28 protein-coding genes and 1 pseudogene are annotated in these 25,929 nt (G+C 66.8%); 24 read left to right on the top strand and 5 right to left on the bottom strand.

Translation table 11 applies throughout. The annotated features are described in order from the left end of the window. Positions 1-9: 9 nt before the first annotated feature. The 7 genes and pseudogenes from GAA2_RS23270 to tuf form a co-directional block, all read left to right on the top strand. A pseudogene (locus GAA2_RS23270) lies at positions 10-390 on the top strand (class I SAM-dependent methyltransferase); the annotation flags it as partial. Positions 391-490: 100 nt separating this feature from the next. Then, positions 491-739, top strand: coding sequence for a hypothetical protein (locus GAA2_RS23265; protein ID WP_236577621.1), 249 nt, complete (start codon positions 491-493; stop codon positions 737-739). A gap of 10 nt (positions 740-749) precedes the next feature. Continuing rightward, entirely contained in the window at positions 750-1,553 is an 804-nt protein-coding gene (locus tag GAA2_RS18550) for a hypothetical protein (protein ID WP_159404936.1), read from the top strand. A gap of 411 nt (positions 1,554-1,964) precedes the next feature. Further along, positions 1,965-2,336 carry a 30S ribosomal protein S12 gene (rpsL, locus tag GAA2_RS18545; RefSeq protein ID WP_004020596.1) on the top strand — a complete coding sequence of 124 codons (372 nt, stop codon included), beginning with the start codon at positions 1,965-1,967 and terminating at the stop codon, positions 2,334-2,336. Positions 2,337-2,342: 6 nt separating this feature from the next. After that, a complete protein-coding gene (gene rpsG, locus GAA2_RS18540) occupies positions 2,343-2,813 on the top strand; it encodes a 30S ribosomal protein S7 (RefSeq protein ID WP_006434721.1) in 471 nt (156 codons plus the stop codon). An 89-nt stretch (positions 2,814-2,902) separates the two neighbouring features. Continuing rightward, on the top strand, positions 2,903-5,008 hold the full coding sequence (gene fusA / locus GAA2_RS18535) for an elongation factor G (protein WP_096274592.1): 2,106 nt from the start codon (positions 2,903-2,905) through the stop codon (positions 5,006-5,008). A 114-nt stretch (positions 5,009-5,122) separates the two neighbouring features. Next, entirely contained in the window at positions 5,123-6,313 is a 1,191-nt protein-coding gene (gene tuf, locus GAA2_RS18530) for an elongation factor Tu (RefSeq protein WP_006434719.1), read from the top strand. 249 nt (positions 6,314-6,562) lie between these two features. Here tuf and GAA2_RS18525 read toward each other — a convergent pair whose 3' ends face one another. Continuing rightward, positions 6,563-8,230, bottom strand: a complete 1,668-nt coding sequence (locus GAA2_RS18525; protein WP_096274589.1) for a long-chain-fatty-acid--CoA ligase — start codon at positions 8,228-8,230, stop codon at positions 6,563-6,565. 145 nt (positions 8,231-8,375) lie between these two features. On the opposite strand from GAA2_RS18525, the gene GAA2_RS18520 reads away from it, so the two are divergent. Next, a complete protein-coding gene (locus GAA2_RS18520) occupies positions 8,376-8,972 on the top strand; it encodes a TetR/AcrR family transcriptional regulator (protein WP_006434717.1) in 597 nt (198 codons plus the stop codon). 87 nt (positions 8,973-9,059) lie between these two features. Beyond that, positions 9,060-9,815, top strand: a complete 756-nt coding sequence (locus GAA2_RS18515; RefSeq protein WP_096274587.1) for an alpha/beta fold hydrolase — start codon at positions 9,060-9,062, stop codon at positions 9,813-9,815. Positions 9,816-9,884: 69 nt separating this feature from the next. On the opposite strand, the gene GAA2_RS18510 is transcribed toward GAA2_RS18515, so the two are convergent. Then, complete coding sequence (locus GAA2_RS18510) at positions 9,885-10,820, bottom strand: oxygenase MpaB family protein (RefSeq protein WP_096274585.1); 936 nt, start codon at positions 10,818-10,820, stop codon at positions 9,885-9,887. 100 nt (positions 10,821-10,920) lie between these two features. On the opposite strand from GAA2_RS18510, the gene GAA2_RS18505 reads away from it, so the two are divergent. From GAA2_RS18505 to GAA2_RS18460, 10 genes are all read left to right on the top strand, one after another. After that, the gene (locus tag GAA2_RS18505; RefSeq protein ID WP_191835025.1) at positions 10,921-11,904 is read left to right on the top strand and encodes an o-succinylbenzoate synthase; all 984 of its coding nucleotides are present in this window, start codon (positions 10,921-10,923) and stop codon (positions 11,902-11,904) included. Between the two features lie 115 nt (positions 11,905-12,019). After that, a complete protein-coding gene (locus GAA2_RS18500) occupies positions 12,020-13,357 on the top strand; it encodes a cytochrome P450 (RefSeq protein ID WP_096274583.1) in 1,338 nt (445 codons plus the stop codon). Positions 13,358-13,361: 4 nt separating this feature from the next. Then, a complete protein-coding gene (locus GAA2_RS18495) occupies positions 13,362-14,009 on the top strand; it encodes a TetR/AcrR family transcriptional regulator (protein ID WP_096274581.1) in 648 nt (215 codons plus the stop codon). Between the two features lie 99 nt (positions 14,010-14,108). Further along, positions 14,109-15,008: an SDR family oxidoreductase gene (locus GAA2_RS18490; protein WP_096274579.1), complete on the top strand. Its 900-nt coding sequence runs from the start codon at positions 14,109-14,111 to the stop codon at positions 15,006-15,008. A 14-nt stretch (positions 15,009-15,022) separates the two neighbouring features. After that, positions 15,023-15,619, top strand: coding sequence for a hypothetical protein (locus GAA2_RS18485; RefSeq protein WP_191834503.1), 597 nt, complete (start codon positions 15,023-15,025; stop codon positions 15,617-15,619). Beyond that, positions 15,616-16,125 (top strand): hypothetical protein, encoded by a 510-nt coding sequence (locus tag GAA2_RS18480; RefSeq protein WP_191834502.1) that lies wholly within the window; start codon positions 15,616-15,618, stop codon positions 16,123-16,125. The genes GAA2_RS18485 and GAA2_RS18480 overlap by 4 nt, the downstream gene beginning before the upstream one ends. Before the next feature lie 4 nt (positions 16,126-16,129). Next, entirely contained in the window at positions 16,130-16,783 is a 654-nt protein-coding gene (locus GAA2_RS18475; protein ID WP_096274573.1) for a hypothetical protein, read from the top strand. Next, on the top strand, positions 16,780-17,343 hold the full coding sequence (locus GAA2_RS18470; protein WP_096274571.1) for a hypothetical protein: 564 nt from the start codon (positions 16,780-16,782) through the stop codon (positions 17,341-17,343). Before GAA2_RS18475 ends, GAA2_RS18470 begins: the two co-directional genes overlap by 4 nt. Before the next feature lie 67 nt (positions 17,344-17,410). Then, positions 17,411-18,616 carry an NAD(P)/FAD-dependent oxidoreductase gene (locus GAA2_RS18465; RefSeq protein ID WP_096274568.1) on the top strand — a complete coding sequence of 402 codons (1,206 nt, stop codon included), beginning with the start codon at positions 17,411-17,413 and terminating at the stop codon, positions 18,614-18,616. A 5-nt stretch (positions 18,617-18,621) separates the two neighbouring features. Continuing rightward, entirely contained in the window at positions 18,622-19,368 is a 747-nt protein-coding gene (locus GAA2_RS18460; protein WP_096274566.1) for a DNA alkylation repair protein, read from the top strand. A gap of 19 nt (positions 19,369-19,387) precedes the next feature. Here GAA2_RS18460 and GAA2_RS18455 read toward each other — a convergent pair whose 3' ends face one another. The 3 genes from GAA2_RS18455 to mftR form a co-directional block, all read right to left on the bottom strand. After that, positions 19,388-19,726 carry a DoxX-like family protein gene (locus GAA2_RS18455; RefSeq protein WP_096275005.1) on the bottom strand — a complete coding sequence of 113 codons (339 nt, stop codon included), beginning with the start codon at positions 19,724-19,726 and terminating at the stop codon, positions 19,388-19,390. Between the two features lie 100 nt (positions 19,727-19,826). After that, positions 19,827-20,885, bottom strand: coding sequence for a ferredoxin--NADP reductase (locus GAA2_RS18450; protein ID WP_096274564.1), 1,059 nt, complete (start codon positions 20,883-20,885; stop codon positions 19,827-19,829). 127 nt (positions 20,886-21,012) lie between these two features. Continuing rightward, on the bottom strand, positions 21,013-21,642 hold the full coding sequence (mftR, locus tag GAA2_RS18445) for a mycofactocin system transcriptional regulator (protein ID WP_096274561.1): 630 nt from the start codon (positions 21,640-21,642) through the stop codon (positions 21,013-21,015). Between the two features lie 160 nt (positions 21,643-21,802). On the opposite strand from mftR, the gene mftA reads away from it, so the two are divergent. The 5 genes from mftA (at position 21,803) to GAA2_RS18420 (ending at position 25,882) form a co-directional block, all read left to right on the top strand. After that, the gene (gene mftA / locus GAA2_RS18440) at positions 21,803-21,910 is read left to right on the top strand and encodes a mycofactocin precursor MftA (protein ID WP_096274559.1); all 108 of its coding nucleotides are present in this window, start codon (positions 21,803-21,805) and stop codon (positions 21,908-21,910) included. Beyond that, positions 21,910-22,278, top strand: a complete 369-nt coding sequence (mftB, locus tag GAA2_RS18435; RefSeq protein WP_096274557.1) for a mycofactocin biosynthesis chaperone MftB — start codon at positions 21,910-21,912, stop codon at positions 22,276-22,278. Before mftA ends, mftB begins: the two co-directional genes overlap by 1 nt. 70 nt (positions 22,279-22,348) lie before the next feature. Further along, positions 22,349-23,641, top strand: coding sequence for a mycofactocin radical SAM maturase (gene mftC / locus GAA2_RS18430; protein ID WP_006434700.1), 1,293 nt, complete (start codon positions 22,349-22,351; stop codon positions 23,639-23,641). Between the two features lie 95 nt (positions 23,642-23,736). After that, on the top strand, positions 23,737-24,933 hold the full coding sequence (gene mftD, locus GAA2_RS18425; RefSeq protein ID WP_096274554.1) for a pre-mycofactocin synthase MftD: 1,197 nt from the start codon (positions 23,737-23,739) through the stop codon (positions 24,931-24,933). 136 nt (positions 24,934-25,069) lie between these two features. Continuing rightward, positions 25,070-25,882, top strand: a complete 813-nt coding sequence (locus tag GAA2_RS18420) for a mycofactocin-coupled SDR family oxidoreductase (protein WP_024497673.1) — start codon at positions 25,070-25,072, stop codon at positions 25,880-25,882. The last annotated feature ends 47 nt before the right edge of the window (positions 25,883-25,929 follow it).

Here is a 25,929-nt window from a genome sequence, read left to right as displayed (position 1 = left end):
GGAATCGTCATGCCCGCCCCCGGCCGGATCTCTGGACCGGGGGCGGTGTCGTATCCGGGTCCTATCGTGGGGCCCATGCGCGCCGACCCCATCGATCGACCGGCCGACCTCGACGCCGTCCGCGCGTCTTATGACCGGGTGGCCGACGACTACGTCCGACTGGTGGTGGACACGGGAATCGGCGACCCCCGGTATCAGCCGTGGCTGAAGGCCGCACTCGACGCGTTCGCCGAATCGGTGGCGGGCATCGGTCCCGTGCTCGACGTCGGCTGTGGACCCGGGACCGTCACCGCCTATCTCGCCGAGCGCGGACTCGAGGTGTCCGGCGTGGACCTCTCGCCGCGCATGATCGACAACGCGCGTCGCCTGCACCCGTCCTGCCGTTTCGAGGTCGGCTCGGCGACCGACCTGGATCTCGCTGACGCATCGGTGGGCGGTGTCCTGGGGTGGTGGGTCGTTGTTCAACCTCCCGCGGCACGTTCTCCCTCAGGTGCTCGCCTCATTCGCCCGCGCATTGATGCCGGGCGGCTGCTTCATCACCGGCACCCACACGGGCGAGAAGGACGTGCGACGCACTGTGGTCTACGGCGGTCCGGTCGAGTGGACGACCCATCAGTGGTCGCCGGAGAAGTACGTCGGATTGATCGAGCAGGCCGGCCTGCGCCCGGTCGCCGAGCTCCGGCTGCCCGCCGACGAACACGTCGGACCCGGTCTGGTCGTCATGGCCGTACGGGACTGAGGGGCACTCGATGTCGAGACGACTCCTCGTCCGGGTGGCCCGCGGCTACGGACGGTTCCTCGGTGTCGTGCTGTCACTCGCCCATCGAGCCGGAGGTCAACGTCTGCCGGCGGGACCAGGGCCGACCGCCGGGGTGCTCGTGACCGTGCACGTCGCACTCGTGACGATCTGGTTCGGACCCCTCGGGCTCGCGCTCGCGGTGATGGCGGGCCTGGGTGCCGGGGTCGTTGCCGGCCTCCGCATCCGGCACCGCCCGCTGTCCGACGAGGAACGTCGAGCCGCCGAGCGTGTGTTCGGGCCTGCCGAATGGTTCGATGACGTGATCCTCACCGACCTCTCCGGACTCGGGGGACGTGCCTTCACGCTGCCCGCGGTGGACGGCCTGGTCTTCTGTCACCTCGGCGCGATGTTCGACGCGCCGCTGGGGCCCGGGCCCGTGGCCTATCCGGTGCCCGGACAGCTGCTGATCCACGAGCTCGTGCACGTCCGGCAGATCGTCGGCGCCGGGTCGTCGGCGTCGTTCCTGGCCGACGCGCTCGCGGTTCAAGCGCGGCACGAGCTCGGCGAGAACGTCTACCGCCTCCGCGGGCCGGGTGACGCTCACCACGAGTGGGCAGAACACAACCTCGAACGCCAGGCGACGATCGTCGACCGCTGGTACGGCGGTCAGAGCTCACCGTCGCGCCGACCGATGGATCCCGACAGTCCTTTTGCACCCCTGATCGCGCAGGTCCGGGCACCGATTCCGGCCAGGGGAAACGGTCGGCCAGATCGGGCCGGACGAAGCCTCGACGCGCCGGGTCCGGGGGTGTAAGAGTGGAGAAGGTAATGCCGTGTCGCAGTGTGTTCGGGCCCCAGCGCACACGACCTGTTCACCTGCAGGTCGCGCGGAGGATCCGTTTTTTGACCTGTGCAAACCCGATCGGTAGAGTGGATCGTCGGTGCCCGGCCAATGCTGGGCCAGTCCGCATGCCCGGCCAATGGCTCTCGAGTCGGCCCCGAGATCGAGTGAACTCGGGGCAGGGCGGCACAGCGGCCTGACAGGCGAATCCGCTGTCGAGTGTATGACACGCCCGACCCCGGGGTAGCGAAAATGTACTGACCAGTGCGTATGCGCTGGTGGGGCGAGTTGTGGAAGCGCGCCGGAAGTCGGTCTGGAGATCGGTTTCCACGAGCTTGCCCGGAGCACCAACCACAACGGACAACAAAGAGGAATGAACACCTAGTGCCAACCATCAATCAGCTGGTCCGCAAGGGCCGTCATGACAAGGCTGCGAAGACCAAGACCGCGGCCCTCAAGGGAAGCCCGCAGCGTCGCGGCGTGTGCACCCGCGTGTACACCACCACCCCCAAGAAGCCGAACTCCGCGCTGCGCAAGGTCGCCCGTGTGCGTCTGACCAGCTCGGTGGAGGTCACCGCCTACATCCCCGGCGAAGGCCACAACCTGCAGGAGCACTCGATGGTGCTCGTCCGCGGCGGTCGTGTGAAGGACCTCCCGGGTGTGCGCTACAAGATCATCCGCGGCTCGCTCGACACCCAGGGTGTCAAGGACCGCAAGCAGGCCCGTAGCCGCTACGGCGCGAAGAAGGGGAACTGATAAGTCATGCCACGTAAAGGACCCGCACCCAAGCGCCCGCTGATCAACGACCCGGTCTACGGTTCGCCGCTGGTCACCCAGCTGGTCAACAAGATCCTGCTGGACGGCAAGAAGTCGACCGCCGAGCGCATCGTCTACGGCGCGCTCGAGCAGGCCCGCGAGAAGACCGGCACCGATCCGGTCGTCACCCTCAAGCGTGCGCTCGACAACGTCAAGCCCACCCTCGAGGTGAAGAGCCGCCGCGTCGGTGGCGCCACCTACCAGGTGCCGATCGAGGTCAAGCCGGGTCGCGCCAACACCCTGGCGCTCCGCTGGCTCGTGACCTTCAGCCGTCAGCGTCGCGAGAAGACGATGGTCGAGCGCCTGGCCAACGAGCTGCTCGACGCGTCCAACGGCCTCGGTGCTTCGGTGAAGCGCCGCGAGGACACTCACAAGATGGCCGAGGCCAACCGGGCGTTCGCGCACTACCGCTGGTGATCACTGTCGGCCGCGGTGGCCCTTTCCGGGTCGCCGCGGCCGGACCCACCTCAGACCCAACAGCTCTAGCGAAAATGCGAGGCGAATAAGTGGCACAGGAAGTGCTCAGCGACCTGAACAAGGTGCGCAACATCGGCATCATGGCCCACATCGATGCCGGCAAGACCACCACGACCGAGCGAATCCTCTTCTACACCGGTGTGAACTACAAGATCGGTGAAACCCACGACGGTGCCTCGACCACCGACTGGATGGAGCAGGAGAAGGAGCGTGGTATCACCATCACCTCCGCGGCCGTGACCTGTTTCTGGAACAAGAACCAGATCAACATCATCGACACCCCCGGCCACGTCGACTTCACCGTCGAGGTGGAGCGCAGCCTCCGCGTCCTCGACGGCGCGGTCGCCGTGTTCGACGGCAAGGAAGGCGTCGAGCCGCAGTCCGAGCAGGTGTGGCGTCAGGCCGAGAAGTACGAAGTCCCCCGTATCTGCTTCGTCAACAAGATGGACAAGCTGGGCGCGGACTTCTACTTCACCGTTCAGACCATCAAGGACCGCCTCGGCGCCAAGCCGCTGGTCCTGCAGCTCCCGATCGGTGCCGAGGACAACTTCGACGGCGTCGTCGACCTCATCGAGCAGAAGGCCATCACCTGGCGCGGCGTCGTGCCGACCGGTGCCGAGCCGACCATCGAGGAGATCCCGGCCGACCTGGTCGAGAAGGCTGCGGAGTACCGCGAGCAGCTGCTCGAGACGGTCGCCGAGTCCGACGAAGCCCTCATGGAGAAGTACTTCGGCGGCGAAGAGCTCACCGTCGAGGAGATCAAGGCTGCGATCCGCAAGCTGACCGTCTCCCGTGAGCTCTACCCGGTTCTCTGTGGCTCGGCCTTCAAGAACAAGGGTGTCCAGCCGATGCTGGACGCGGTCATCGACTACCTGCCGTCCCCGCTGGACGTGCCGTCGGTCGAGGGCCACGCCGTGGGCGACGAGGAAGAGATCCTCTCGCGCAAGCCGTCCGCCGACGAGCCGTTCTCGGCTCTCGCGTTCAAGATCGCGGCCCACCCCTTCTTCGGCAAGCTCACCTTCGTGCGCGTGTACTCCGGCAAGATCAACGCCGGCACCCAGGTGCTCAACGCCACCAAGGGCAAGAAGGAGCGCATCGGCAAGCTCTTCCAGATGCATGCCAACAAGGAGAACCCGGTCGAGGACGCCACCGCCGGTCACATCTACGCGATGATCGGCCTCAAGGACACCACCACCGGTGACACCCTGTGTGATGCGGCAGCGCCCATCGTGCTCGAGTCCATGAGCTTCCCGGACCCGGTCATCAACGTCTCGATCGAGCCGAAGACCAAGTCCGACCAGGAGAAGCTCGGCACCGCGATCCAGAAGCTCGCCGAAGAGGACCCGACCTTCTCGGTCCAGCTCGACGAGGAGACCGGCCAGACCGTCATCGGCGGTATGGGCGAGCTCCACCTCGACATCCTGGTCGACCGCATGAAGCGCGAGTTCAAGGTCGAGGCCAACGTCGGCAAGCCGCAGGTGGCGTACCGCGAGACCATCCGCAAGACGGTCGAGAAGCACGAGTACACCCACAAGAAGCAGACCGGTGGTTCGGGTCAGTTCGCGAAGGTCATCATCAAGCTCGAGCCCCTCGTGGATGCCGAGGACGGTGCGACCTACGAGTTCGCCAACGCCGTCACCGGTGGTCGAGTCCCGCGCGAGTACATCCCGTCGGTGGATGCCGGTGCCCAGGACGCCATGCAGTACGGTGTCCTCGCCGGTTACCCGCTGGTCAACCTGAAGGTCACCCTGCTCGACGGTCAGTACCACGACGTCGACTCGTCGGAAATGGCCTTCAAGATCGCCGGCTCGCAGGCCCTCAAGGAAGCTGCGAGGATGGCCGGCCCGGTCATCCTGGAGCCGATCATGGCCGTCGAGGTCACGACTCCTGAGGACTACATGGGCGACGTCATCGGCGACCTGAACTCCCGCCGTGGCCAGATCCAGGCCATGGAGGAGCGCAGTGGTGCACGTGTCGTGAAGGCACAGGTGCCGCTGTCGGAGATGTTCGGCTACATCGGAGACCTTCGGTCGAAGACCCAGGGCCGGGCAAACTACTCCATGGTGTTCGACTCGTACGCGGAAGTTCCCGCGAACGTGTCGAAGGAAATCATCGCGAAGGCCACCGGAGAGTAATTCCCCGGTCGCCCTGGCGACACGCGCTGGCCGACAAGCGGGCGCACCAACGTAAATGAAAACCCCTGCTGGGATCCGCCCAGTAGAGCAACAACAGTCCAGGAGGACAATCAAGTGGCGAAGGCGAAGTTCGAGCGGACCAAGCCGCACGTGAACATCGGCACCATCGGTCACGTCGACCACGGCAAGACCACCCTGACCGCGGCCATCACCAAGGTGCTGCACGACAAGTACCCGGAACTCAACAAGAGCTTCGCGTTCGACCAGATCGACAAGGCTCCTGAGGAGAAGGCTCGCGGTATCACGATCAACATCTCGCATGTTGAGTACGAGACCGAGAAGCGTCACTACGCTCACGTGGACGCTCCGGGTCACGCCGACTACATCAAGAACATGATCACCGGTGCGGCTCAGATGGACGGCGCGATCCTCGTGGTTGCCGCCACCGACGGTCCGATGCCGCAGACCCGCGAGCACGTGCTGCTGGCCCGCCAGGTCGGTGTGCCCTACATCCTCGTCGCCCTGAACAAGGCCGACATGGTCGACGACGAAGAGATCATCGAGCTCGTCGAGATGGAGGTCCGCGAACTGCTGGCCGCCCAGGACTTCGACGAGGAAGCACCGGTCGTCAAGGTCTCGGCGCTCAAGGCGCTCGAGGGTGACGCCGAGTGGGCCAAGTCGATCGAAGAGCTCATGGCTGCTGTCGACGAGTCGATCCCGGATCCGGTTCGCGAGACCGACAAGCCGTTCCTCATGCCCGTCGAGGACGTCTTCACCATCACCGGCCGCGGCACCGTGGTCACCGGTCGTGTGGAGCGCGGCGAGGTCAACGTGAACGAGGAAGTCGAGATCGTCGGCATCCGCGAGAAGAGCACCAAGACCACCGTCACCGGTATCGAGATGTTCCACAAGCTCCTCGATTCCGCACAGGCAGGCGACAACGCCGGTCTGCTGCTCCGCGGCCTCAAGCGTGAGGACGTCGAGCGCGGTCAGGTCATCGTGAAGCCGGGCACCACGACCCCGCACACCGAGTTCGAGGGCCAGGCGTACATCCTGTCCAAGGACGAGGGCGGCCGTCACACCCCGTTCTTCAACAACTACCGTCCGCAGTTCTACTTCCGTACCACGGACGTGACCGGCGTCGTGACCCTCCCCGAGGGCACCGAAATGGTCATGCCGGGCGACAACACCGAGATGAGCGTCAAGCTCATCCAGCCGGTCGCCATGGACGAGGGCCTGCGCTTCGCCATCCGCGAGGGTGGCCGCACCGTTGGTGCGGGTCGAGTCACCAAGATCACCAAGTGACGATTTCCCCCGGCCCTCGGTGGTGACGTGCGAGCGTCGTCCTCGGGGCGGGGGCCTGCGTCACGGATCACCAAGTGATCCTGTCTTGACGCACTGACTCTCTGAGTCGCAAAGGCGCCCCAGCCGCGAAAGCGGTTGGGGCGCCTTTGTCATCACGCGACCGTGAACGGATCGTCGACGAACTCTGACGAGACGAGAAAAGCCCGCCGGCGATCGCAGTCGATCGCCGGCGGGCTTTCCTAGAATGTCCTACTGCGTGTTCGTGTAGAGATCTCCGTACTCGCCGCGCATGTTCTTCTTGTCCAGTTTGCCGACGCTGGTGCGCGGCAACCGGTCGACCCGGATGATCGTGTCGGGGAGCTGCCATTTGGCGAAGCGGTCGACGAGTAGCGCGTGCACCTCGTCGATGTCGATGTCCTCGCCGTCGGTCGTGGCCACCAGCACGACCGGTCGTTCCTGCCACTTCGGGTGTTCGACGCCGATGACGGCTGCCTCGGCCACGCGCGGGTGAGCGACGATGGCGTTCTCCATGTCGATCGAGGAGATCCACTCACCTCCGCTCTTGACGACGTCCTTGAGACGGTCGGTGAGCTTCATGTACCCGTTCTCGTCGATCACGCCGACGTCGCCGCTGCGCCAGTAACCGTCGAGGAACTTGTCGGCGTCGTCGTCGAGGTTGTGGTAGCGCTCGGTGATCCAGGGACCGCGGAAGAGCAGTTCACCCTGGCTGACCCCGTCATGCGGCAGGTCGTTGCCGTCGGCGTCGACGACTCGTACATCGATGCCGTTGAGCGGAAGTCCCTGGGAGCGCTTCAGATCCCACTTCTCTTCGTCGGAAATCCTGCCCTGCAGGGTGTACTTGAGGCCGCGGTTGATGGTCACCATCGGGGTGGTCTCGGTGGCGCCGTAGGCGTGGATGATGTCGGCGCCCGTCAGGTCGGCGAAGCCGCGCATCAGAGACAGGGCGGGTTCGGTTGCGCCACAGAGGAGTCGGGCGCGACTGAAGTCGGGCTTCTCGTCGAGTGTGGTGATGTAGTCGAGCATCGGCTGGAAGATCGCCGGTGCTCCGTTGGCGATGGTCACACCTTCGTCGATCATCGTGTCGACGAGCATCGCGGTGTCGTCGGCCTGGTATCGCCCGGGCAGAACCACTTTGGCGGCACTGAAGATCGCCGACTGGGGAAGTCCCCAGCACGAGGAGTGGAACATCGGGGTGATCAGCATGACCGCGTCCGAGGCATCCATGCCGAGGTTGGCGGCCTCGGCCAGTGTGTGCAGGTAGATCCCGCGATGCGAGTAGTAGACGCCTTTGGGCCGACCGGTGGTGCCGGTGGTGTAACACGCACTGTAGGAGGACTTCTCCTCGATCACCGGCCAGTCGAAGGACGGTTCGGCGGCGGCCATCAGGTCCTCGAAGAACACGACGTCGGGCAGGCTGGTGGAGATCTCGGCCGACGGGCGATCCGTCATGACGACCCACTGACGCACACCGGGTGCGTGTGGGGCGATGGCCTCGGCGACCGGGAGCAGCGACTCGTCGACGAGCACCACCGATGCCTCGGAGTGCGAGGTCACGAAGCCGAGATCCTCCGGGGCGAGTCGCAGATTCATCTGCAGCATGACCGCACCGGTACCCGGGATGGCCCAGTACAGCTCGAAATGACGTCTGCTGTTCCAGTCGAGGACGCCGACGACGTCGGCCGGCTTCACACCGAGGCCGGTCAGCACGTTGGCGGCGCGCTGGGTGCGGGCATAGCAGTCGGCGTAGGTGTAGCGATCCCAGGAACCGTCGGCGGCGCGGGAGACGATCTCCTGCTCCGGGTAGGTGCGAGCGCTGTGGCGGATCAGCGTGGTGGTGTTGAGCTGGTAGGAGTCGCCGTGCGTCGAGGGCAGGCCCCGGACGATCTCGGTGGTCATGACGGTCCCTTCGGATTCGTTGGTCGATCGTGCTGTCCTGAGGATCACGACCAGACAGCCGATACAACTGTACAGTTGGCAATTCTGATGTATGGAAACCCATCTCTTTGTACAATCGACGTCGGCCTGCGGGAGGTACACAGTCATGTCAGATCCACGCGCGAGTCCTGGTGATCTCACCGCGAAGGCGAAGATTCGCAACGCGGCACTCGACCTGTACGCGGATCAGGGGGAGGGGCGTGTCTCGATGCGCGCTGTCGCCGCGGCGGCCGGGGTGACGGTGGGGCTGGTCCAGCATCATTTCAAGACCAAAGAGGGCCTGCGCAATGCGGTCGAGCAGCTCATCGTCGACTACCACGCCCAGGCCATCGCGTCGGCGCCCACCGACGGCACTCCCGGTGAGGTGATAGCCGAACGGGACCGGGCGGTTCAACGGATGCTTCTCGAACACCCGCCGGTGGTCGACTACCTCCGACGCGCCGTGCTCGATCCGGCGGGTGAGCACGGGGCGCTGATCGGGCGTCTCACGGAACTGACCAGGTCGGAGGTGACCAAATCGCGCGAGAGCGGTCTGGCATCCACCGACCGGTCCGAGGCCGTGCAGGTGGTCCGGGTGATGGTGCGCCAGCTCGGTGGCCTGTTCCTGCAGCCGATGGTCGACGCGATCTGGGCGGGCGCGGGTGGGCTCGACACCGCCGACTCGGAGAAACCTTCCCTGAGCGTGTCCATCGTCGAGCGGTAGTCCGGGTGGCCCACGATGGCTGCGGTACAGGTGGGAAGGACTGGGTGTGACGCGGCGCGCACCGCGGCCGGCCGTAGGCTGATTTTCATGCGCGTGCTGAAGCGGCGGGCCGAGCCGGCCCTCGCGGTCCGGGTGGCCGGCGAACCCAACAGGGGGTTGCCGGTGGTACTCGTCCACGGGATGGCGTCGGACCATTCGACATGGCGTCCCCTCGCATCGGCGTTGCGCCGGCAGGGTCGACCGGTCGTGAGCGTCGACCTCCGCGGACACGGCCGCAGCGGTCGCGCGCAGGGGGCCTATCGGCTCGACGACTTCCGGGACGACCTCGTCTACGTGCTCGACGTCCTCGGCATTCACAGTGCAGACGTGGTCGGGCACTCGCTCGGTGCGCACACCGCGCTCCGCCTGGCGATGCACGAGCCGTCGCGGGTGCGGCGTCTGGTCCTCGAGGAGGTACCGCCCATGCCCCGCGACGAGGCCGACCTCTCCGAGGGCATCACCATGAAGGCGACCCTGGGCGAACAGGTCCGCGGACTCCTCGCCCTGGTGGGAAACCCCTTCCCGGTCATCCGGTTCGACGGCCGGATGGGCGACGAGATCGTCGCCGAGTTCGATGTCTGTGCACCACAGTGGTGGTCGGAACTGCCGCGCGTGAGCGCCTCGACGATGGTCATCTCGGGCGGGGAACGCAGCTTCCTGCCGCCTCGTCACCTGCGGACGGTCAGCGAGGCCCTGCCGGATTCACGGTTCGTCACCATCGATGCCGGACACAGCGTGCACCGCGACCGACGTGCGGAGTTCATTCGGCACGTCGAGGAGTTCCTGGGACCCACCGTTCCCTGAGGTGCGAGCGGAGCGAGACCCACCGTTCCCTGAGGTGCGAGCGGAGCGAGCCTCGAAGGGCCTGGGTCGTTAGGCCGGCTTGTTGTGCAGCGGCCGCGGGTCGACGCCCACCTTCGTCCACGCCTCATGCGCCCACGGGACGTAGAGGTACTTCAGCGGCAGTCGGTTGACCAGCGGGTTGATGGCGCGCATGAAAGCCGCGAAGCGCTGGAAGTTCTTCTCCTTCTTGTCGTTCCACTCCAGGTCGCAGACATCACGCATCTGCTGGGGGAGCGTCCCCACGATGACCGTGCGGATGAACGCGTTGAGCGGAGCCGACAGAACCTTCCACACCGGGCCCGGGATCTTCTTGGGGCGAGGCAGCCCCTGACGGATGTAGCCGGTCGCGTAGACGATCGTCTTGTGGGGGACGAAGCGGTCGAGCATGTCCTCCCAGTACGCGAGGAACTCCTCGTAGGTCTGGGGCTGACCACGGTCGCTGACACCGTAGAGCTGGTACCAGACCTTGCTCTCCTCGAAGATCTGCACCTTCTCGGCGTAGCTGAGGCGACGGATGAACGTGTCGGTGATGTAGAGGACCTGGTCGACGAAGGTCGCGTGCGCCCAGTAGAACAGCTCCGGGTTGAGCGCGTGATAGCGCGAGCCGTCGCTGATGGTGCCCTTGATGTCGCGATGGAAGTCACGGACCGTCCGGCCCCACTTCTCGGGTTCGGTGCTGTAGACGGTCTTCATCACGGGCGGCCCGGTCCGCTTGGCGCGACCGAGGAAGTCGGAAAAGATCACCGAATGGTCGAGGACCGCCTGCCCGAGCTGCTCGATGCAGTTCTCGGTACCGGCCAGCCGCTGGAAGCCGAGGATGCCCCGGGAATCGCCGTAGAACTTCCACACGAGTGAATCGGCTCCGAGCCGAGGCCGCACGATCTCGCCGGCGGTGTCCGGGGTGTCGTCGACGATCATCGGCTCCGCCTCGCGGATACCGGCATCGAATCCCTGGTTGACTGACATGAGGGCGAGGGTAGCGCACTTGGAACAAAGTGGGAAGGTTGTTCCATCGAATTCACATAACCCTCGTTCAAAGTCGACGCGAGTGACCCAGGAGGATGTGATGCCCGGCGTGAACGGTGAGTGGGAGCTCCCGGATGTGGAGGACCTGCTCGCGACGGCCGTGGTGGTTCGCCTCCCCATGCGAACCCGGTTCCGTGGACTGACCGCCCGCGAGACGATGGTCTTCGCCGGGCCGGCGGGCTGGGGCGAGTTCGGTCCCTTCGTCGAGTACGACGACGACGAGGCGTCCGCATGGCTGCGGGCCGGCATCGAGGCCGCCTACCTCGGTCCGCCCCCCGCGGTGCGGGACACGGTGCCGGTCAACGCGACCGTGCCCGCGATCCCGGCCGAGGATGTTGCCGAACTGCTCAAGCGGTATCCGGGCGCGGGTACGGCCAAGGTGAAGGTCGCCGAACCGGGCCAGACCCTCGACGACGACGTCGCGCGGGTCGCCGCGACACGTGAGGTGATCGGTCGGGTGCGCGTCGACGCCAACGGCGGCTGGTCGGTGGACGAGGCGATCACCGCTCTCCGCGCGATCGGCGACGTCGAATACGCCGAACAACCGTGCCGCACGGTCGAAGAACTGGCGCAGGTGCGGCGTTCGGTGGACGTGCCGATCGCCGCCGACGAATCCATCCGCCGGGCCGACGATCCGCTGCGGGTGGTCGCCGCGGAGGCCGCCGACGTCGCCGTGGTGAAGGTGGCACCGCTCGGCGGGATGCGGGCGACGCTCGAACTCGCCGACACCCTCGGTCTCGACGTCGTCGTGTCGAGCGCCCTCGACAGCGCGATCGGCATGGCAGCCGGGGTCGCGGCCGCGGCCGCACTACCGCGTCTCGACCTCGCTTGCGGCCTCGGCACCGGTTCGCTCTTCACCGCCGACGTCGCACCGTCGTTCCTGATGCGGGACGGCGTCGTCGAACCACGCTGGTTCGGTGCCGGGTTCGACGTCGACGTCGTGAGTCATGCTGCGCCGGAGGACCGTCAACAGTGGTGGCGGCACCGGCTTCGACGCTGTCATCGACTGCTCGTCGAGGGCTGAGCGCTCGCCGGCCGATCGGAGGCGAGTTAGGAACGCTTTTCCCAGATTGTCTCAACATGGTCTAGTATGCGATGTGGATCACATTCTGCACGACTCGACTGGACGGGAGACGGTCATGGCGTCGGTACTCGCGACCCCTCCCACGGGGAGCGGCTTGCAGGCCGTGCCGTGTTCGGGTCGTAACAGCATCCTCGAGATCATGTCGATGCGGCGCGACCCGTTCGCCTTCGCCGACCGCCGCCGCGCCCGGTTCGGCAACGTGTCGGGACTCGATGCCTTCGGCGTGCAGATGGTGGTGACGGGAGACCCCCGCGCCGCGCAGGAGATCCTGATGAACAAGGACCGGGCGTTCGCCAACGGTCCGGCGTGGAGCTACTTCATCGGTCCCTTCTTCAACCGCGGCGTCATGCTCCTCGACTTCGACGAGCACCGTCACCATCGGCACATCCTGCAGCAGGCGTTCAGCACCTCTGCGCTCAAGGGCTACATGCAGGAGATGCAGCCCATGATCGCCGAGCGCGTCGGGGAGTTCCCGGTCGGCTCGGTGAAACTGTTCGAACAGTTCAAGGCGCTCACTCTCGACGTCGCGCTCGAGGTCTTCCTCGGCCTGAACCTTCCCAGGGACGAGGCCGACCGGATCAACAAGGCGTTCATCGACACCGTCCGTGCAGGTGTCGCCTACGTGCGCAAACCCGTTCCGGGCGGTCGCTGGTGGAAGGGGCTGCGCTCGCGCAAGGTCCTCGAGGAGTTCTTCTACGCCAACATCGCGGCGAAGCGGGCACGGGAGACCCCGGATCTCTTCTCGGTTCTCTGTCACGCGGAGAGCGATGAGGGAGATCGCTTCTCCGACGAGGACGTGGTCAACCACATGATCTTCGTGCTCATGGCCGCGCACGACACGTCGACGATCACGATGACCCAGATGGCCTACCACATGGCCAAGGCGCCCGAGTGGCAGGAACGTGCCCGGTCGGAGTCGCTCGAACTCGGACCCGAACTCGGATACGACAGCCTCGGGAGCATGACTGCGCTGGACCTGGTGATGAAGGAGTCGCTGCGGCTCTGTCCGCCGGTGCCGGCCCAGCCCCGCATGGCCATCAAGGACACCTCGGTCCAGGGTTTCCACATCCCCGAGGGCACCATCGTCACCACTTCCTCCTTGTCCGGCCAGCGGGACCCGGAGTTCTTCACCAATCCCGACATGTTCGACCCGGAGAGGTTCGGTCCGGAGCGCGCGGAGGACAAGTCCCACCGGTTCGCCTGGATGCCATTTGGTGGTGGCGTTCACAAATGTATCGGCCTGTATTTTGGCCAGATGGAGATCAAGACGATCATGCATCACCTGCTGCGTGGGTACGAATGGTCGGTGCCGGCCGACTACACGTTGCCGATGGACTACAGCGCGCTGCCCGTGCCCAAGGACAAGCTCCCTGTGACCCTTCGGCGCAGGTGATCGAGTGTCGGACAATCTCGTGAAGGAGACCGTGAAGAGCGTCGTGAAGGGGAAGGGCGCCCGCACGTCCACCCGGAAGGTGCGCAACACCGCGAGCCCGGCCGACCAGGAGGCGGCGATCCTCGCGGCCGCGGCGTCAGAGTTCGCCGAGGTCGGTGTGCGCCGCGCCAACATCGACGAGGTCGCAGCGCGTGCCGGCGTCAGCCGCAGCACCCTGTACCGCCGCTTCCCGAACAAGGAGGCGCTCCTCTATGCCGTGGCCAACGATGCCTACGAACGCGGCATGCAGAAACTCGAGGCCTCGGTCAAGGGGATGGGACCCAAGGAAGCGCTCGTCGAGGCGTTCGCGGTCGGTGCCGAGCTCGTCATGTCGGACCCGCTGTTGAGCCGGATCGTCCTCACCGACTCCGAGATCAAGAGCGTCACCGCGAAGATGACGTCGCTGTTCATCGACATGGTCACCGATCGGGTTGCCGCCACGCTGCGCGACGAGGGCGCCCAGATGCCGGTCGAGGATCTGCTCGAGGCGGTCGAGATCCATGTGCGCCTGGTGATCTCGCTCCTCGAGACGCCGCCGTCGGATCCGGCCCGCACCGAACCGCAGCGGGTTCGCGACTTCGCGGCGAAGTTCCTCGCCCCGATGATCTGGTGACCGGAGCCCGACGCACTACGGCGACGACCTCCTGTGCGGTGGCCGTGCGCGCCGCCCACTGTCGAGACCAATCAACAACAATCACCCGAGGGGGAACCAATGAGCCTGCGTGACAAACTGTCTCGGAAGCCCGACCACGATGCCGTCCGCGCGGCGCTGAAGGACAAGGTGGTGGTCATCACCGGCGGCGCGCGCGGTATCGGATTCGAGACCGCGACCCAGCTGTTCCGAGCGGGCGCGAAGGTGGCCATCGGCGACGTCGACGGCGAGGCGGTCGGCAAGGCCGCTGCCGATCTCGGCATCGAGGGCGTCGAGGTCGACGTCACCAGGCGGGAGTCCTTCGACGCGTTCCTCTCCGAGGTCGAGAGCCGGCTCGGACCGATCGACGTCCTGGTCAACAACGCCGGGATCATGCCGGTCGGTCCGTTCTTGTCCTACGACGACACGATCATCCGCCGGACCTTCGACATCGACGTCCTCGGCGTCATCATCGGCTGCCAGGAAGCAGCTCGCCGGATGGCCCCGCGACGGACCGGCCACATCGTCAACATCGCGTCGACGGCCGGCCGCATCCCGACCCCGGGTCTGACCATCTACAACGGCGCCAAGGCCGCGGTGATCGAGTTCTCCGAGGCGCTGGGCGCCGAGCTCGAGCCGGAGGGTGTCACCGTCAGCGCCGTCCTCCCGACCTTCACCCGGACCGCGCTGATCTCCGGACTCCAGACCAACAAGTTCATCCAGACCGTGTCGCCGGAAGAAGTGGCGGCCATCGTCGTGGAGACGATCGCCCGCCCGGTGACGCGCGTGTACGCCCCGCGGTCGATGCGCTGGGCGGACTCGAGTCCCCTGTTCCCACAGGCGATGAAGCGGTTCAGCCGGAAGCTCACCAAGTTGGACTCGATCTTCCTGAGCCCCGACCAGGAGGCGCGCGCCGCCTACTCGAGCCGAATCCGCGGTGAGAAGGTCGAGAACAAAGCGAACACCCGCCTGTCGTCGTAGAGGAGAGCCCGGCTTTGAGCGAGGGGTCGCGGTCCGGTGCGGCGGAAATCGCGTCCGCACGCAGCGCTCGGCGTGAACTGCGCGAGGCGCTCGACGAACTGCATGCCGTGGAGGTCGACGCGGGCCTGCGACGCCCGGTGCCGCGGTGGCGGTGGATTCTGACGATTCTGGTGACGGTCGTCGCGGTCGTCGGCGCCGGGATCGCGGTCGCGGCCTGGTCCGACGCGCGGAACGCCTACACCGACGACGATTTCGAACGTGCCGCCGCCGAACGCGTCGCCGTGCTGATCGCGCCGGACCATCGCGATCCGGGCCGGGCGCGCAAGATCCTCGCGGGCGCCACCGGCACCTTCTACGACGAGTTCGCCCAGTCCGCGGACAGCTACAGCGCTTTCGTGCAGGCCAATGGTTCGGTGTCCGAGTCCTCGGTCGACGGCACGGGTGTCTCTGCCCGGGAGGGCGGCAGCGCAACGGTTCTCGTCGCGGCGACCGTCCTGTTCGACGCCGATGACGGGACCGGTCCGGGGCAGGCACGCCGATTCCGGCTACGGGTACTGGTCACACCAGACGACGGCTCGCTGAAACTCGGGGCGGTGCAATACCTTCCATGACCTCATCGGGTTACATCTCGGCGCGGGCCGGCGCTCTCCGAATTCTGGTGGCGGCGCTGGTGCTCGCGGCTGCGCTGGTCGCCGCGGGGTCCGCGTGGCGTGCCCACGCCGCGGGAGACGAGTTGCAGGACAGCCGTGAGCAGCTCCGCAGCCGTGCGCGAACGATCGTGGCCGACGTCTTCTCGGTCGATTCGTCTCGGTGGCAACAGGATCGGGCGCGGGCCCGGGAGCTGGTCGCTCGCCAGTTTCTCGACAGCTACGGAGCACAGCTCACCCGGCCGCCGGAGCCGGGGACGATCTCGGTCGTGTGGCGGCCTGAGATCGTCAGCGTGGTCGACGCCGACGCCGTCGAAGGGCAGGCACTGATGCGGGTGGCGGTGACCGTACGGTCCGATGTTCGTGCCGGATCCGAACCTGATGCGGCGACGGTCCGGCGATCGGTGCTGGCTCGCTTCGTCCGTGCCGATGATTCGTGGCTGCTCGCCGCGGCCGATGTGATCGGGTGAGACGGTGACGCAGGCAGACGACTCGACCTCCGCCCGCGTGCGGCTTGCCCGCAGCCGGGTCGACGAGGCGACGCGGAGTGCGCGCACAGCCCGGATCGCCGCCGCACCCGCGCTCCGCGAGCGTGCCGTGCGACGGACGCGCCGCCTACGAGCGGGTCTTCTGGCCGTGGCGGCGATCGTCGCGATCCTCGTCGTCGCGGGCGTTGTCCTGGGATGGCAGATCCGCGGGCAGCGGGCCGAAGTCGATCTGCAGGGCGAAGTGCTGGATTCGGCGCGTGCTGCGGTCACGGCCATGCTCACCGCCGACCCGGCCGAGGCCGGTGCCTATGTGGACGGAGTGCTCGCGGTGAGCACCGGCTCGCAGCGGGATCGCATCGACAAGGCCCGTGACGCTCTCGTCACCGAAGTGCGCACGCAGACCGGACGCAGTGTCGGACAGGTGGTCTCGGCCGGCCTGGTCACCGACCCGGCGTCGGACGACACCGGCACCACCGTGGACGTGCTCGTCGTCGCCGACGCCACGAACCCGCTGTTGCTGGGGTCGGAGAGGGCGGCGGACCCGGCCGCCGTCGACGCGACCGCCGAACGCATCACGGCGCTGATCACCATGGAACGCACCGGTGACGGCTGGAAGATCGCCGAGGCGCGTCTGTCGTGACCGAACTCCTGGAACCGCGCCCGACACGCCGGCAACGCCATCGCATCGCTGCGCTGACCGTCGTCACCGTCGTGGCACTCGTTGTCGCGCTGATCGCCGGGATCGCGGTGTTGCGGTCCGACCCACAGCCCAGCGAGGATGAGCGTGCCGCGATCCTGTCCGCGGCGGGCGGCGCGGTCGGTGCACTGATGACATTCGGGCCGGATGACCCACCCGACCAGCGGCGGCGCACGGATGCGCTGCTTGCCGACCCGTTGCGTCTCGAATACCGCAACCGGGGCGCCGACGTCGTCCTTCCCGGGGCGCGGGCCGCGGCGATCTCGATGGTCGGACGGGTCGTGGGCGCCGGTCTGGACGACAGCGCCGACGAACGCGCGCGGGTCCTCGTGTTCGTCGACCAGACGGTGTCTGTCGCCGACGGACAAAAACCTATAGGCTTTAGGGTGCCTGCCGACGCGGACGGTGAGACAACCCCTACCGCGAGGTGGGCACTTATGCGTAAGGTCGACGGGAATTGGCTGCTGTCCGACCTGCAACCGGTCGGAGACGTAACCCGCTGAGGCACTGTCCTCGGAATGTCGTCGGGCATTCCGAGTTGAACGGTGTCCGCGGTGAGAGAGGACGAAGATGAGTGGATCAGGCGCGGGCGTCGTGGTCGTCGGGGCGGGCCTGGGTGGGATCAGGGTTGCGGAGAGCCTCCGCAACCACGGGTTCACCGATCCGATCACCCTGGTGGGGGCCGAGGATCATCCGCCCTACGACCGTCCACCGCTGTCGAAGTCTGTCCTGCTCGGCAAAGACGATCGGGTCGACCTCAAACCCGAGGAGTTCTACGGCGAATCCGGCATCACCCTTCGCCTGGGTTCCGCGGTGACCTCGGTGTCGCCGGCAGGAAAGACCATCACGCTGGCATCCGGCGACACTCTCGCCTACGACACGCTGGTCCTGGCCACGGGGCTGAACCCGCGACCGTTCCCGGGTCTTGCCGACGCCGTGGCCGGCGTGCACATGATCCGGACCTACGACGACGCGGTGGCGTTGCGCGGCGAGATCGATGCCGCCTCGACCGCTGTGGTGATCGGTGCCGGGTTCATCGGCTGCGAGGTGGCCGCGAGCCTCACCTCCCGAGGGTTGAGCGTGAGCCTCGTCGAGCCCGCCCCCACTCCGCTCGCGGTGGCTCTCGGTGAAGAGATCGGCACGCTGGTCTCACGCCTCCACACCGCCAACGGGGTCGACCTGCGCACCGGGGTCGGCGTTGCCGAGATCGTCGTCGTCGAGGACCCGACCGGACCGAAGGTCACCGCGGTCAAGCTCGACGACGGCACCGAACTGTCCGCGGACATCGTGGTCGTCGGTATCGGATCGACACCGGTGACCGGCTATCTCGACGGTTCCGGGATCGAACTCGCGCCGCGCGAAGCGGGTGGCGGGATCGCCTGCGATGCAACCGGACACACCAGTGCCGAGAACGTCTACGCAGTTGGCGACGTCGCCAACTGGCGAGACCAGGACGGCACCCCGCACCGTGTCGAGCACTGGAACCACACGGTCGAACAGGCCTCCGTCGTCGCCCACCAGATCGCCGGTGGCGACGCCGTCACCGCCGGGGTCTCGTACTTCTGGAGCGACCAGTTCGATCTGAAGATCCAGGTGCTCGGTTCCCCACGCGCCGACGACACCGTGCACGTCGTCGACGACGACGGCAAGAAGTTCGTGGCTTACTACAGCCGCGATGGCGTCCTCACCGGCGTCGTCGGTGCGGGCAAGGTCGGTGCCGTCATGAAGACCCGATCGAAACTCCAGACACCGACGCCCATCGCCGATCTGCTGTAGCGTCGGTGGGCGCCGAGTTGAACGCCGCTTCGGTACGCGCGGCGGCGGCCGAGATCGCCGATCCCCAGTGTGCGGTCGACCTGGCGCGGTTCTTCCAGGTCCGGCCCGGCGGCTACGGGGAGGGTGACGAATTCCTCGGCCTGCGCGTGCCCCAGCAACGGGCGATCGCCAAACGCTTCCGTGGCATCGGCGCTGATGAGGTTGTCGCGCTTCTGGACTCGCCGGTTCACGAGCATCGGCTCATCGCCTTGTTCCTGCTGCGCGGCGAGTTCGAACGGGCCCTGCGGCCGCGCTCGGGCCCGGATTGGGACGAGGCTGCGGGGTGGGTCGGTCTGTACCTCGACGCGGTCCGTCGGGGACGGGTGAACAACTGGGATCTCGTGGACTCGTCCGCCGATTCCGTCCTCGGCGAATACTGCCGCCGGCGGGGCGACATCGACGTCATCCTCGCCCACGCCGCCGACGGCGACCTCTGGCGGCGACGCGTGGGGATCATCGCGACCTTCGCCCACATCAAACACGCTGACGCATCAGTGCTTCTGTCGGTGGCGCCACTCGTCCGGGACGACCCGCGGGACCTCATCCAGAAGGCCTTCGGGTGGATGCTTCGCGAGATCGGTAAGCGCGTCGACGAGCAGACACTTCTGGCGTACCTCGAGGAGAATGCCGCCCGAATGGGCCGCACCGCACTGAGTTACGCGATCGAACACCGGACGCCCGAGGAGCGCGCGCACTTCCGTGCGCTGAGGTGAGGAGACGCCGAGGAGAGGATCAGCTCTCGCGCGCCACGCGTATCGCCGCCCAGATCATCGGGAACTGAAACGGCAGGCGCGCCAGTGCGGCGACCCGGTATGGCAGCGGTTTGTCCCACCAGATCCGCACCATGTTGAGGTTCGCGGGGTAGACGGCGAGGAACAGCAGCGCCGCCAGCGCACCGGAGAGGCGGCGGGTCCGTGGCACGAGAAGTCCGGCGCCCAAGCCGATCTCGGCAACCCCGGACAGATACGTCAGTGTTCGCGGGTCGCCGGGGATCTCCTCCGGGATGATCTCGTCGAACGGTTTGGGTGCCACGAAGTGGAGTGCCCCGATACCGAGGAGCATCACGGCCATACCGCGGGCGAGCTGCGCCGGACTGAATCGGGAGCGTTCACGCCGGGAACTGAGGATGGTCGTCACGTCGGTGCTCCCCTTCGATGGTCGGAACTGCCGGTCAGAATTCGATCTTGAGTGAATCCGAGGTCGGATGTGCCTGGCAGCCCAGGATGTAACCGTCCTCGATGTCCTCGGGGTCGAGCGCGCCGGCGTTGTCCATGTCGACGGTGCCCTCGGTGAGAGTGCATGCGCACGAACCGCACTCGCCCTCCTGGCAGGAGTACGGGGCGTCGAGCCCGGCTGCCAGCATGATTTCGATCAGGGTGCGCTTGCGCGGCCAGCTCAGAGTGTGGGTCTCGCCGTCGAGTTCGACCTCGACGGTGGCCGCGGAAGCCTGGTCCTCCTCGCTGACCTCCTCGAGTTCGACGTCGGCGAACGGGTCGCCGGACAGCGAGTTGTAGACCTCGGTGTGGACGTTGTGGTGCGGAAAGTTCGCCTGCGCCAAGGCTTTGTGGACGGCGTCCATGAACGGTCCGGGACCGCACATGTAGGCGGTGTGGGTGGTCGAGTACGGCGCGAACACCGATGTCAGGGCTGCCGCGGTGGGCAGCCCCTGCAGGGTCTCGAGCCAATGGACGACGGTGAGGCGGTCGGCGTGCGCGTGGAGCAGGTCGCGCAGCTCGGCGGCGAAGATCACGTCGTCCTCGCTGCGATTGGCGTAGAAGAAGACGATCGGCGCGTCGCTCTTCTTCAACGCCGCCTTGAGGATCGACATCACCGGCGTCACGCCGCTGCCGGCGGCGATGAGCAGCAGCGGGTCGTTGTAGGACTTCGGCGTGAAGACCCCGGACGGGGGCAGCACCTCGACCTGGGAACCGGGGGAGAGGTTGTCGCACACCCAGTTGGACCCGTAGCCGTCGACGGTGCGCTTCACGGTCACCTTGGGACGGGCGTCGGTGTACGGCGACGATGCCAGGGAGTAGCAGCGGGCCACCGACCCGGTCTGCTCACTGGGGATGCGGAGCGTGAGGAACTGCCCCGGCTTGTAGTCGGTGAAGGCGGCCGACGACGTCTCGGGGACCTCGAAGGCGATGGATTTGGCATCGGACGTCTCATCGATCACCTCGGCCACCGTGAGGATCACGCTTCGTGAGCCATGAGGGGTCAGGTCAGACATGTAGCAGCTCTCCGACGTCGAGGACCGGGTTGAACCGGACCGAATTAGAACACGTTCTACTTCAGGATAGCCCAATCTGTGGGCGTCCCACGAGGCCATGCCGTCGCCAGCGTAGTCGCCGCGGTGGTCATGCCGTCCGGGCGAGTGACGCGACCCCGTTCGCGACGGTCCGCGCACCGGCGGCGATGAGTGCCTCGAGGTCGGCATCGGGGTCGGCCAGCCACTGCTCGTAGGCGGCGAGGGCCGCGCCCAGGCACAGCCAGCCGATCGTCTGGGGGATGTGGTCGTTCTCGTCCAGGCCGAGTCGGGCTGCGCAGAACCCGGCGATGACATGGCGCCAATCGGCATACATGATCATCGAATGCGCTTGGAGCGCCGGAACTCCGAGCAGCAGGGACATGCGCCTGCGATGGTTCTCGAGTTCCTCCGGTGGCACCCGGTTGAAAGCGACCAGCGCATCGACGAGGGCGTCGGCCATGGGGATGTCGGTGGGTATCTGTGCGAGAAGTCCGCGCAATTCGCCGAGGTGGTCGTCGAACTCTCCCCAAGGGATCTCGTTCTTCGACGAGTAGTACCGGAACAGTGTGCGGCGCGCGATGCCCGCGGCCTCGGCGATGTCGTCGACGCTGGTCTCCTCGAAGCCCCGCGTGGTGAACAGGCTGATCGCGAGCGCGCTGATCCGCGCGCGCGAGGAGATCGGGCGTCGCCCGGGCGCGGTGCGCCCCGGGTTCGCGTCCTGCTGTGTTGTCGACGTCATCGAGACCTCACCATATGGGATGCACTTCCGCGCGGCCGACGGAACACGTGCGGATCACCTGCCCGAACGGGCAGCTTTGCTCTAGCAGTAGAAATCTGCACTGAGTGCCACTATAGTCCTTCGTGATCCGAGTCACTAAGAAGATCAGGAGGTATGGATCATGGCCGACCAGTCCGCCGCTACCGCTGGAAACTCGAACGAGACCGAACTCATCGCCGAGTCGCTCGTCGAAGAGGTGTCGATCGATGGGATGTGCGGGGTCTACTGATGTCTGCCCCGACATCGAATCCGACCTCCGGCGGCCGTTCTGCGGTCGCCGGGGTCCGGTTCGACACCCCCGGTCCCGATTCCCCCGATTCCCGAGCCGGCTTCGACACGTTCGTCGCGTGGGAGCTCAACCCGAAGGTGGCGCTGCGCCCCGAGCCCTTCGGCGCCCTGCTGTACCACTTCGGTACCCGTAAGCTGTCCTTCCTCAAGAACCTCACGGTGGTGGGAATCGTGCAGTCCCTCGCCGATCACGACTCCGCCGAGGCAGCCCTTCTCGCCGCGGGGATCACGCCCGCGCAGCGTCCGCTGTATGTGCAGGCGCTCAGGGCGCTGGCCGACAGCGCGATGATCACGCCCCGCGCGGCCTGATCCAGAATCCGTCCCGATCGCCAGCCCCGATCGACACCCCGCATTCAGCCCCGACCCTAGGACCGACACGATGACGACCATCGAGATGCCGCCCACCGCAGCCGAACTCGTGACCTCCGAGCGTCCGAGCGCGCCCGCCGACCAGGTGCCCAAGGTCGGACGCCTCGTCGACCAGTTCGAGCGCGGCCTCGACGCACCGATCTGCCTGACCTGGGAGCTCACCTACGCCTGCAACCTGGCGTGCGTGCACTGCCTGTCGTCGTCCGGCAAGCGCGACCCGCGCGAGCTGTCGACCGAACAGTGCAAGGCGATCATCGACGAACTGCAGCGCATGCAGGTCTTCTACGTGAACATCGGCGGCGGCGAGCCGACCGTCCGCCCGGATTTCTGGGAACTCGTCGACTACGCCACCAGCCATCAGGTGGGAGTCAAGTTCTCCACCAACGGTTTGCGCATCGACAAGAAGGTCGCGGCGCGGCTCGCGGCATCGGATTACGTCGACGTTCAGATCTCGCTCGACGGCGCGACCGCGGAGGTCAACGACGCCGTGCGCGGCCCGGGTTCTTTCGACATGGCGGTCCGGGCGCTCGAGAACCTGGCCGAGGCCGGGTTCGCCGACGCCAAGATCAGCGTCGTCATGACCCGGCAGAACGTCGCGCAGCTCGACGAGTTCAAGGCACTCGCCGACCGCTACAACGCCACCCTGCGCATCACCCGGCTGCGTCCGTCCGGCCGTGGCGCCGACGTCTGGGACGACCTGCACCCGCTGCCCGAGCAGCAGCGCGAACTCTATGACTGGCTTGTCGCCCACGGGGATCGTGTGCTGACCGGTGACTCGTTCTTCCACCTGTCGGCCTTCGGCGGGGATTCCGGCGGCGGCCTGCCCGGCCTCAATCTCTGCGGTGCCGGGCGCGTGGTGTGCCTGATCGACCCGGTGGGCGACGTGTACGCCTGCCCGTTCGCGATCCACGAGAACTTCCTCGCCGGCAACATCTTGTCCGACGGCGGATTCCAGGAGATCTGGCAGCGTTCGGATCTGTTCACCGAGTTGCGCGAGCCGCAGAACGCCGGTGCCTGCACCAAGTGTGCGCACTTCGACGCCTGCCGCGGTGGCTGCATGGCGGCCAAGTTCTTCACCGGCCTGCCGCTGGCCGGACCGGACCCCGAGTGCGTGCAGGGTTACGGCGAAGAACTGCTCGCCGGCGATCGCACCAAACCGACGGCCAACAAGGATCATTCGCGCGGCACCCCCCTGACGCTGATGACCCGTCGCCCCGACGGCGACCTGACCCCGGTGGGTGGACGACCCACCAAGTCCTGTGACGAGAACCCGCTGGCCGGGTTCACCCCCGCCGCGCGGTAATCCATGCGGCCCCACCGTGTGTCGAGTCATCGCGGGGCATCGAACATATCCCGCGGGCGACGGCCCGCATCCGAGAAGAGTGAGTGAGTAAGAGAATGGCTCTCAACCCCTGGGCGAGAAACCCCTGGTTCGAAACGGTCACCGAGGCTCAGCGTCGTGCGAAGAAACGGCTGCCGAAGTCGGTCTACGCATCGCTGGTCGCCGGCACCCAGGCCGGTGTGACCCTCGACGACAACGTGCAGGCCTTTTCCGAATTGGGTTGGGCACCACACGTTGTCGGTGCCCAGCCGGAGCGGGAGATGACCACGTCGGTGATGGGGCAGGAGCTCTCCTTCCCGGTCATGATCTCGCCGACCGGTGTCCAGGCCGTCGATCCGGACGGTGAGGTCGCCGTCGCACGTGCAGCGGCCGCCCGCGGTACCGCGATGGGCTTGTCGAGTTTCGCCTCCCACGCCGTCGAAGAGGTGACCGCGGTCAACGACAAGGTCTTCTTCCAGATCTACTGGCTCGGCAGCCGTGAGGACATCCTCCGGCGGGCCGAGCGGGCGAAGGCGGCCGGCGCCAAAGGGCTGATCGTCACCACCGACTGGGTCTTCAACGTCGGACGCGACTGGGGCAGTCCGGAGATCCCGGAGAAGGTGAACCTGAAGGCGCTCGTGCGTCTGGGTCCGGAGATCGCGGTCAAGCCGCGCTACGCGCTGGACTGGGTCAAGGGCGGCAAGGTCGTCATCCCTGATCTCACGGCGCCCAACCTCACCCCGCAGGGCGTCCCCGGCCCGACCTTCTTCGGTGCCTACGGCGAGTGGATGGGCACCCCGCCGCCCACGTGGGAAGACCTGCAGTGGCTACGTGAGCACTGGGGCGGTCCGTTCATGGTCAAGGGCATCACCCGGCTCGACGACGCCAAGCGCGCGGTCGACATCGGTGCGTCGGCCATCTCGGTCTCCAACCACGGCGGCAACAACCTCGACGGCACCCCCGCGACCATCCGCTTGCTGCCCGACATCGCCAGCGCGGTCGGCGACGACATCGAGGTGCTTCTCGACGGCGGCATCCGTCGCGGTAGTGACGTGGCCAAGGCGCTCGCGCTGGGTGCCCGGGCTGTGATGATCGGCCGGGCGTACCTCTGGGGTCTCGCTGCCAACGGCCAGGCCGGCGTCGAGAACGTCCTCGACCTCATGCGCATGGGGCTCGACGGCGTGCTGATGGGTCTGGGGCACAGGAGCGTGCATGAGCTCTCGGCCGACGACCTGATCATCCCCGACGACTTCACCAGGTCCTTCGGCGCCTGACGCGTCGCACCCGCCGATTCCCGCCCGCCGACCGGATCTCCGGTCGGCGGGCGAGTTCGTGAACGCCTCTCGGTGCCGGACCGGATGTGGGTAGAACTAGAACGTGGGCAGAACTAGAACGTGTTACAGTTCTGCCATGGGACAGTTCGACGGCAAGGTCGTCTACATCACCGGCATCGCCCGTGGTCAGGGCCGCAATCACGCGGTCCGGTTCGCCCGGGAGGGAGCCGCGATCGTCGGTCTCGACATCGCGGGTCCGATCATCGACCACGCGACCTATCCGCCCGCCACCGCCGAGGACCTCGCCGAGACCATCCGGCTCGTCGAGGGCGTCGGGGGTAAGATCCTTGCGCGGCAGGGAGATACGCGCGACCTGGGCTTCCAGCAGCAGCTCGTCGCGGATGCCGTCGAACAGTTCGGACGGCTGGACCACGTGATCGCCAATGCGGGCGTGCTCACCTGGGGCAAGGTGTGGGAGCTGTCCGAGGAACAGTTCACCGACGTCGTCGACATCAACCTCGTCGGCGCCTGGAAGACGCTGAAGGCCACGGTCCCGGCGATGCTCGAGGCCGGTAACGGCGGCTCGATCGCCATCATCAGCTCCGTCGCCGGGCTGAAGGCGATGCCCCTGCAGGCGTCGTACTCGGCGTCGAAGCACGGTCTGGTGGGTCTGGCGCAGACCGCCGCGAAGGAGCTCGGCCACCATCGCATCCGGGTCAACAGCGTGCACCCCTACGCGGTGGACACCCCGATGGGCGTGGCCGACACCGAGGCACATCGCATCTTCGGGATTCCTTGGGTCAACCCGCATTTCACGTCGATCCTGGACTACCACCCGGTCGCGTCGCTCGACGAGATCTCCGATGCCGTGCTGTATCTGGCCTCCGACAGCGCCAAGGGCATCACCGGTGCCGAGTTCCAGATCGACATGGGGCACTCGAAGGTCTGACCCTTCGAGGCTCGTCGCTACGCTCCTCGCACCTCAGGGAGCGGGGG

This window comes from Gordonia ajococcus (genome assembly GCF_012974285.1).
In the GTDB taxonomy this organism is placed as follows: Bacteria; Actinomycetota; Actinomycetes; order Mycobacteriales; family Mycobacteriaceae; genus Gordonia; species Gordonia amicalis.
The sequence above is the reverse complement of the archived record's forward strand: the minus strand, read 5'-3'. Positions and strand labels throughout refer to the sequence as shown.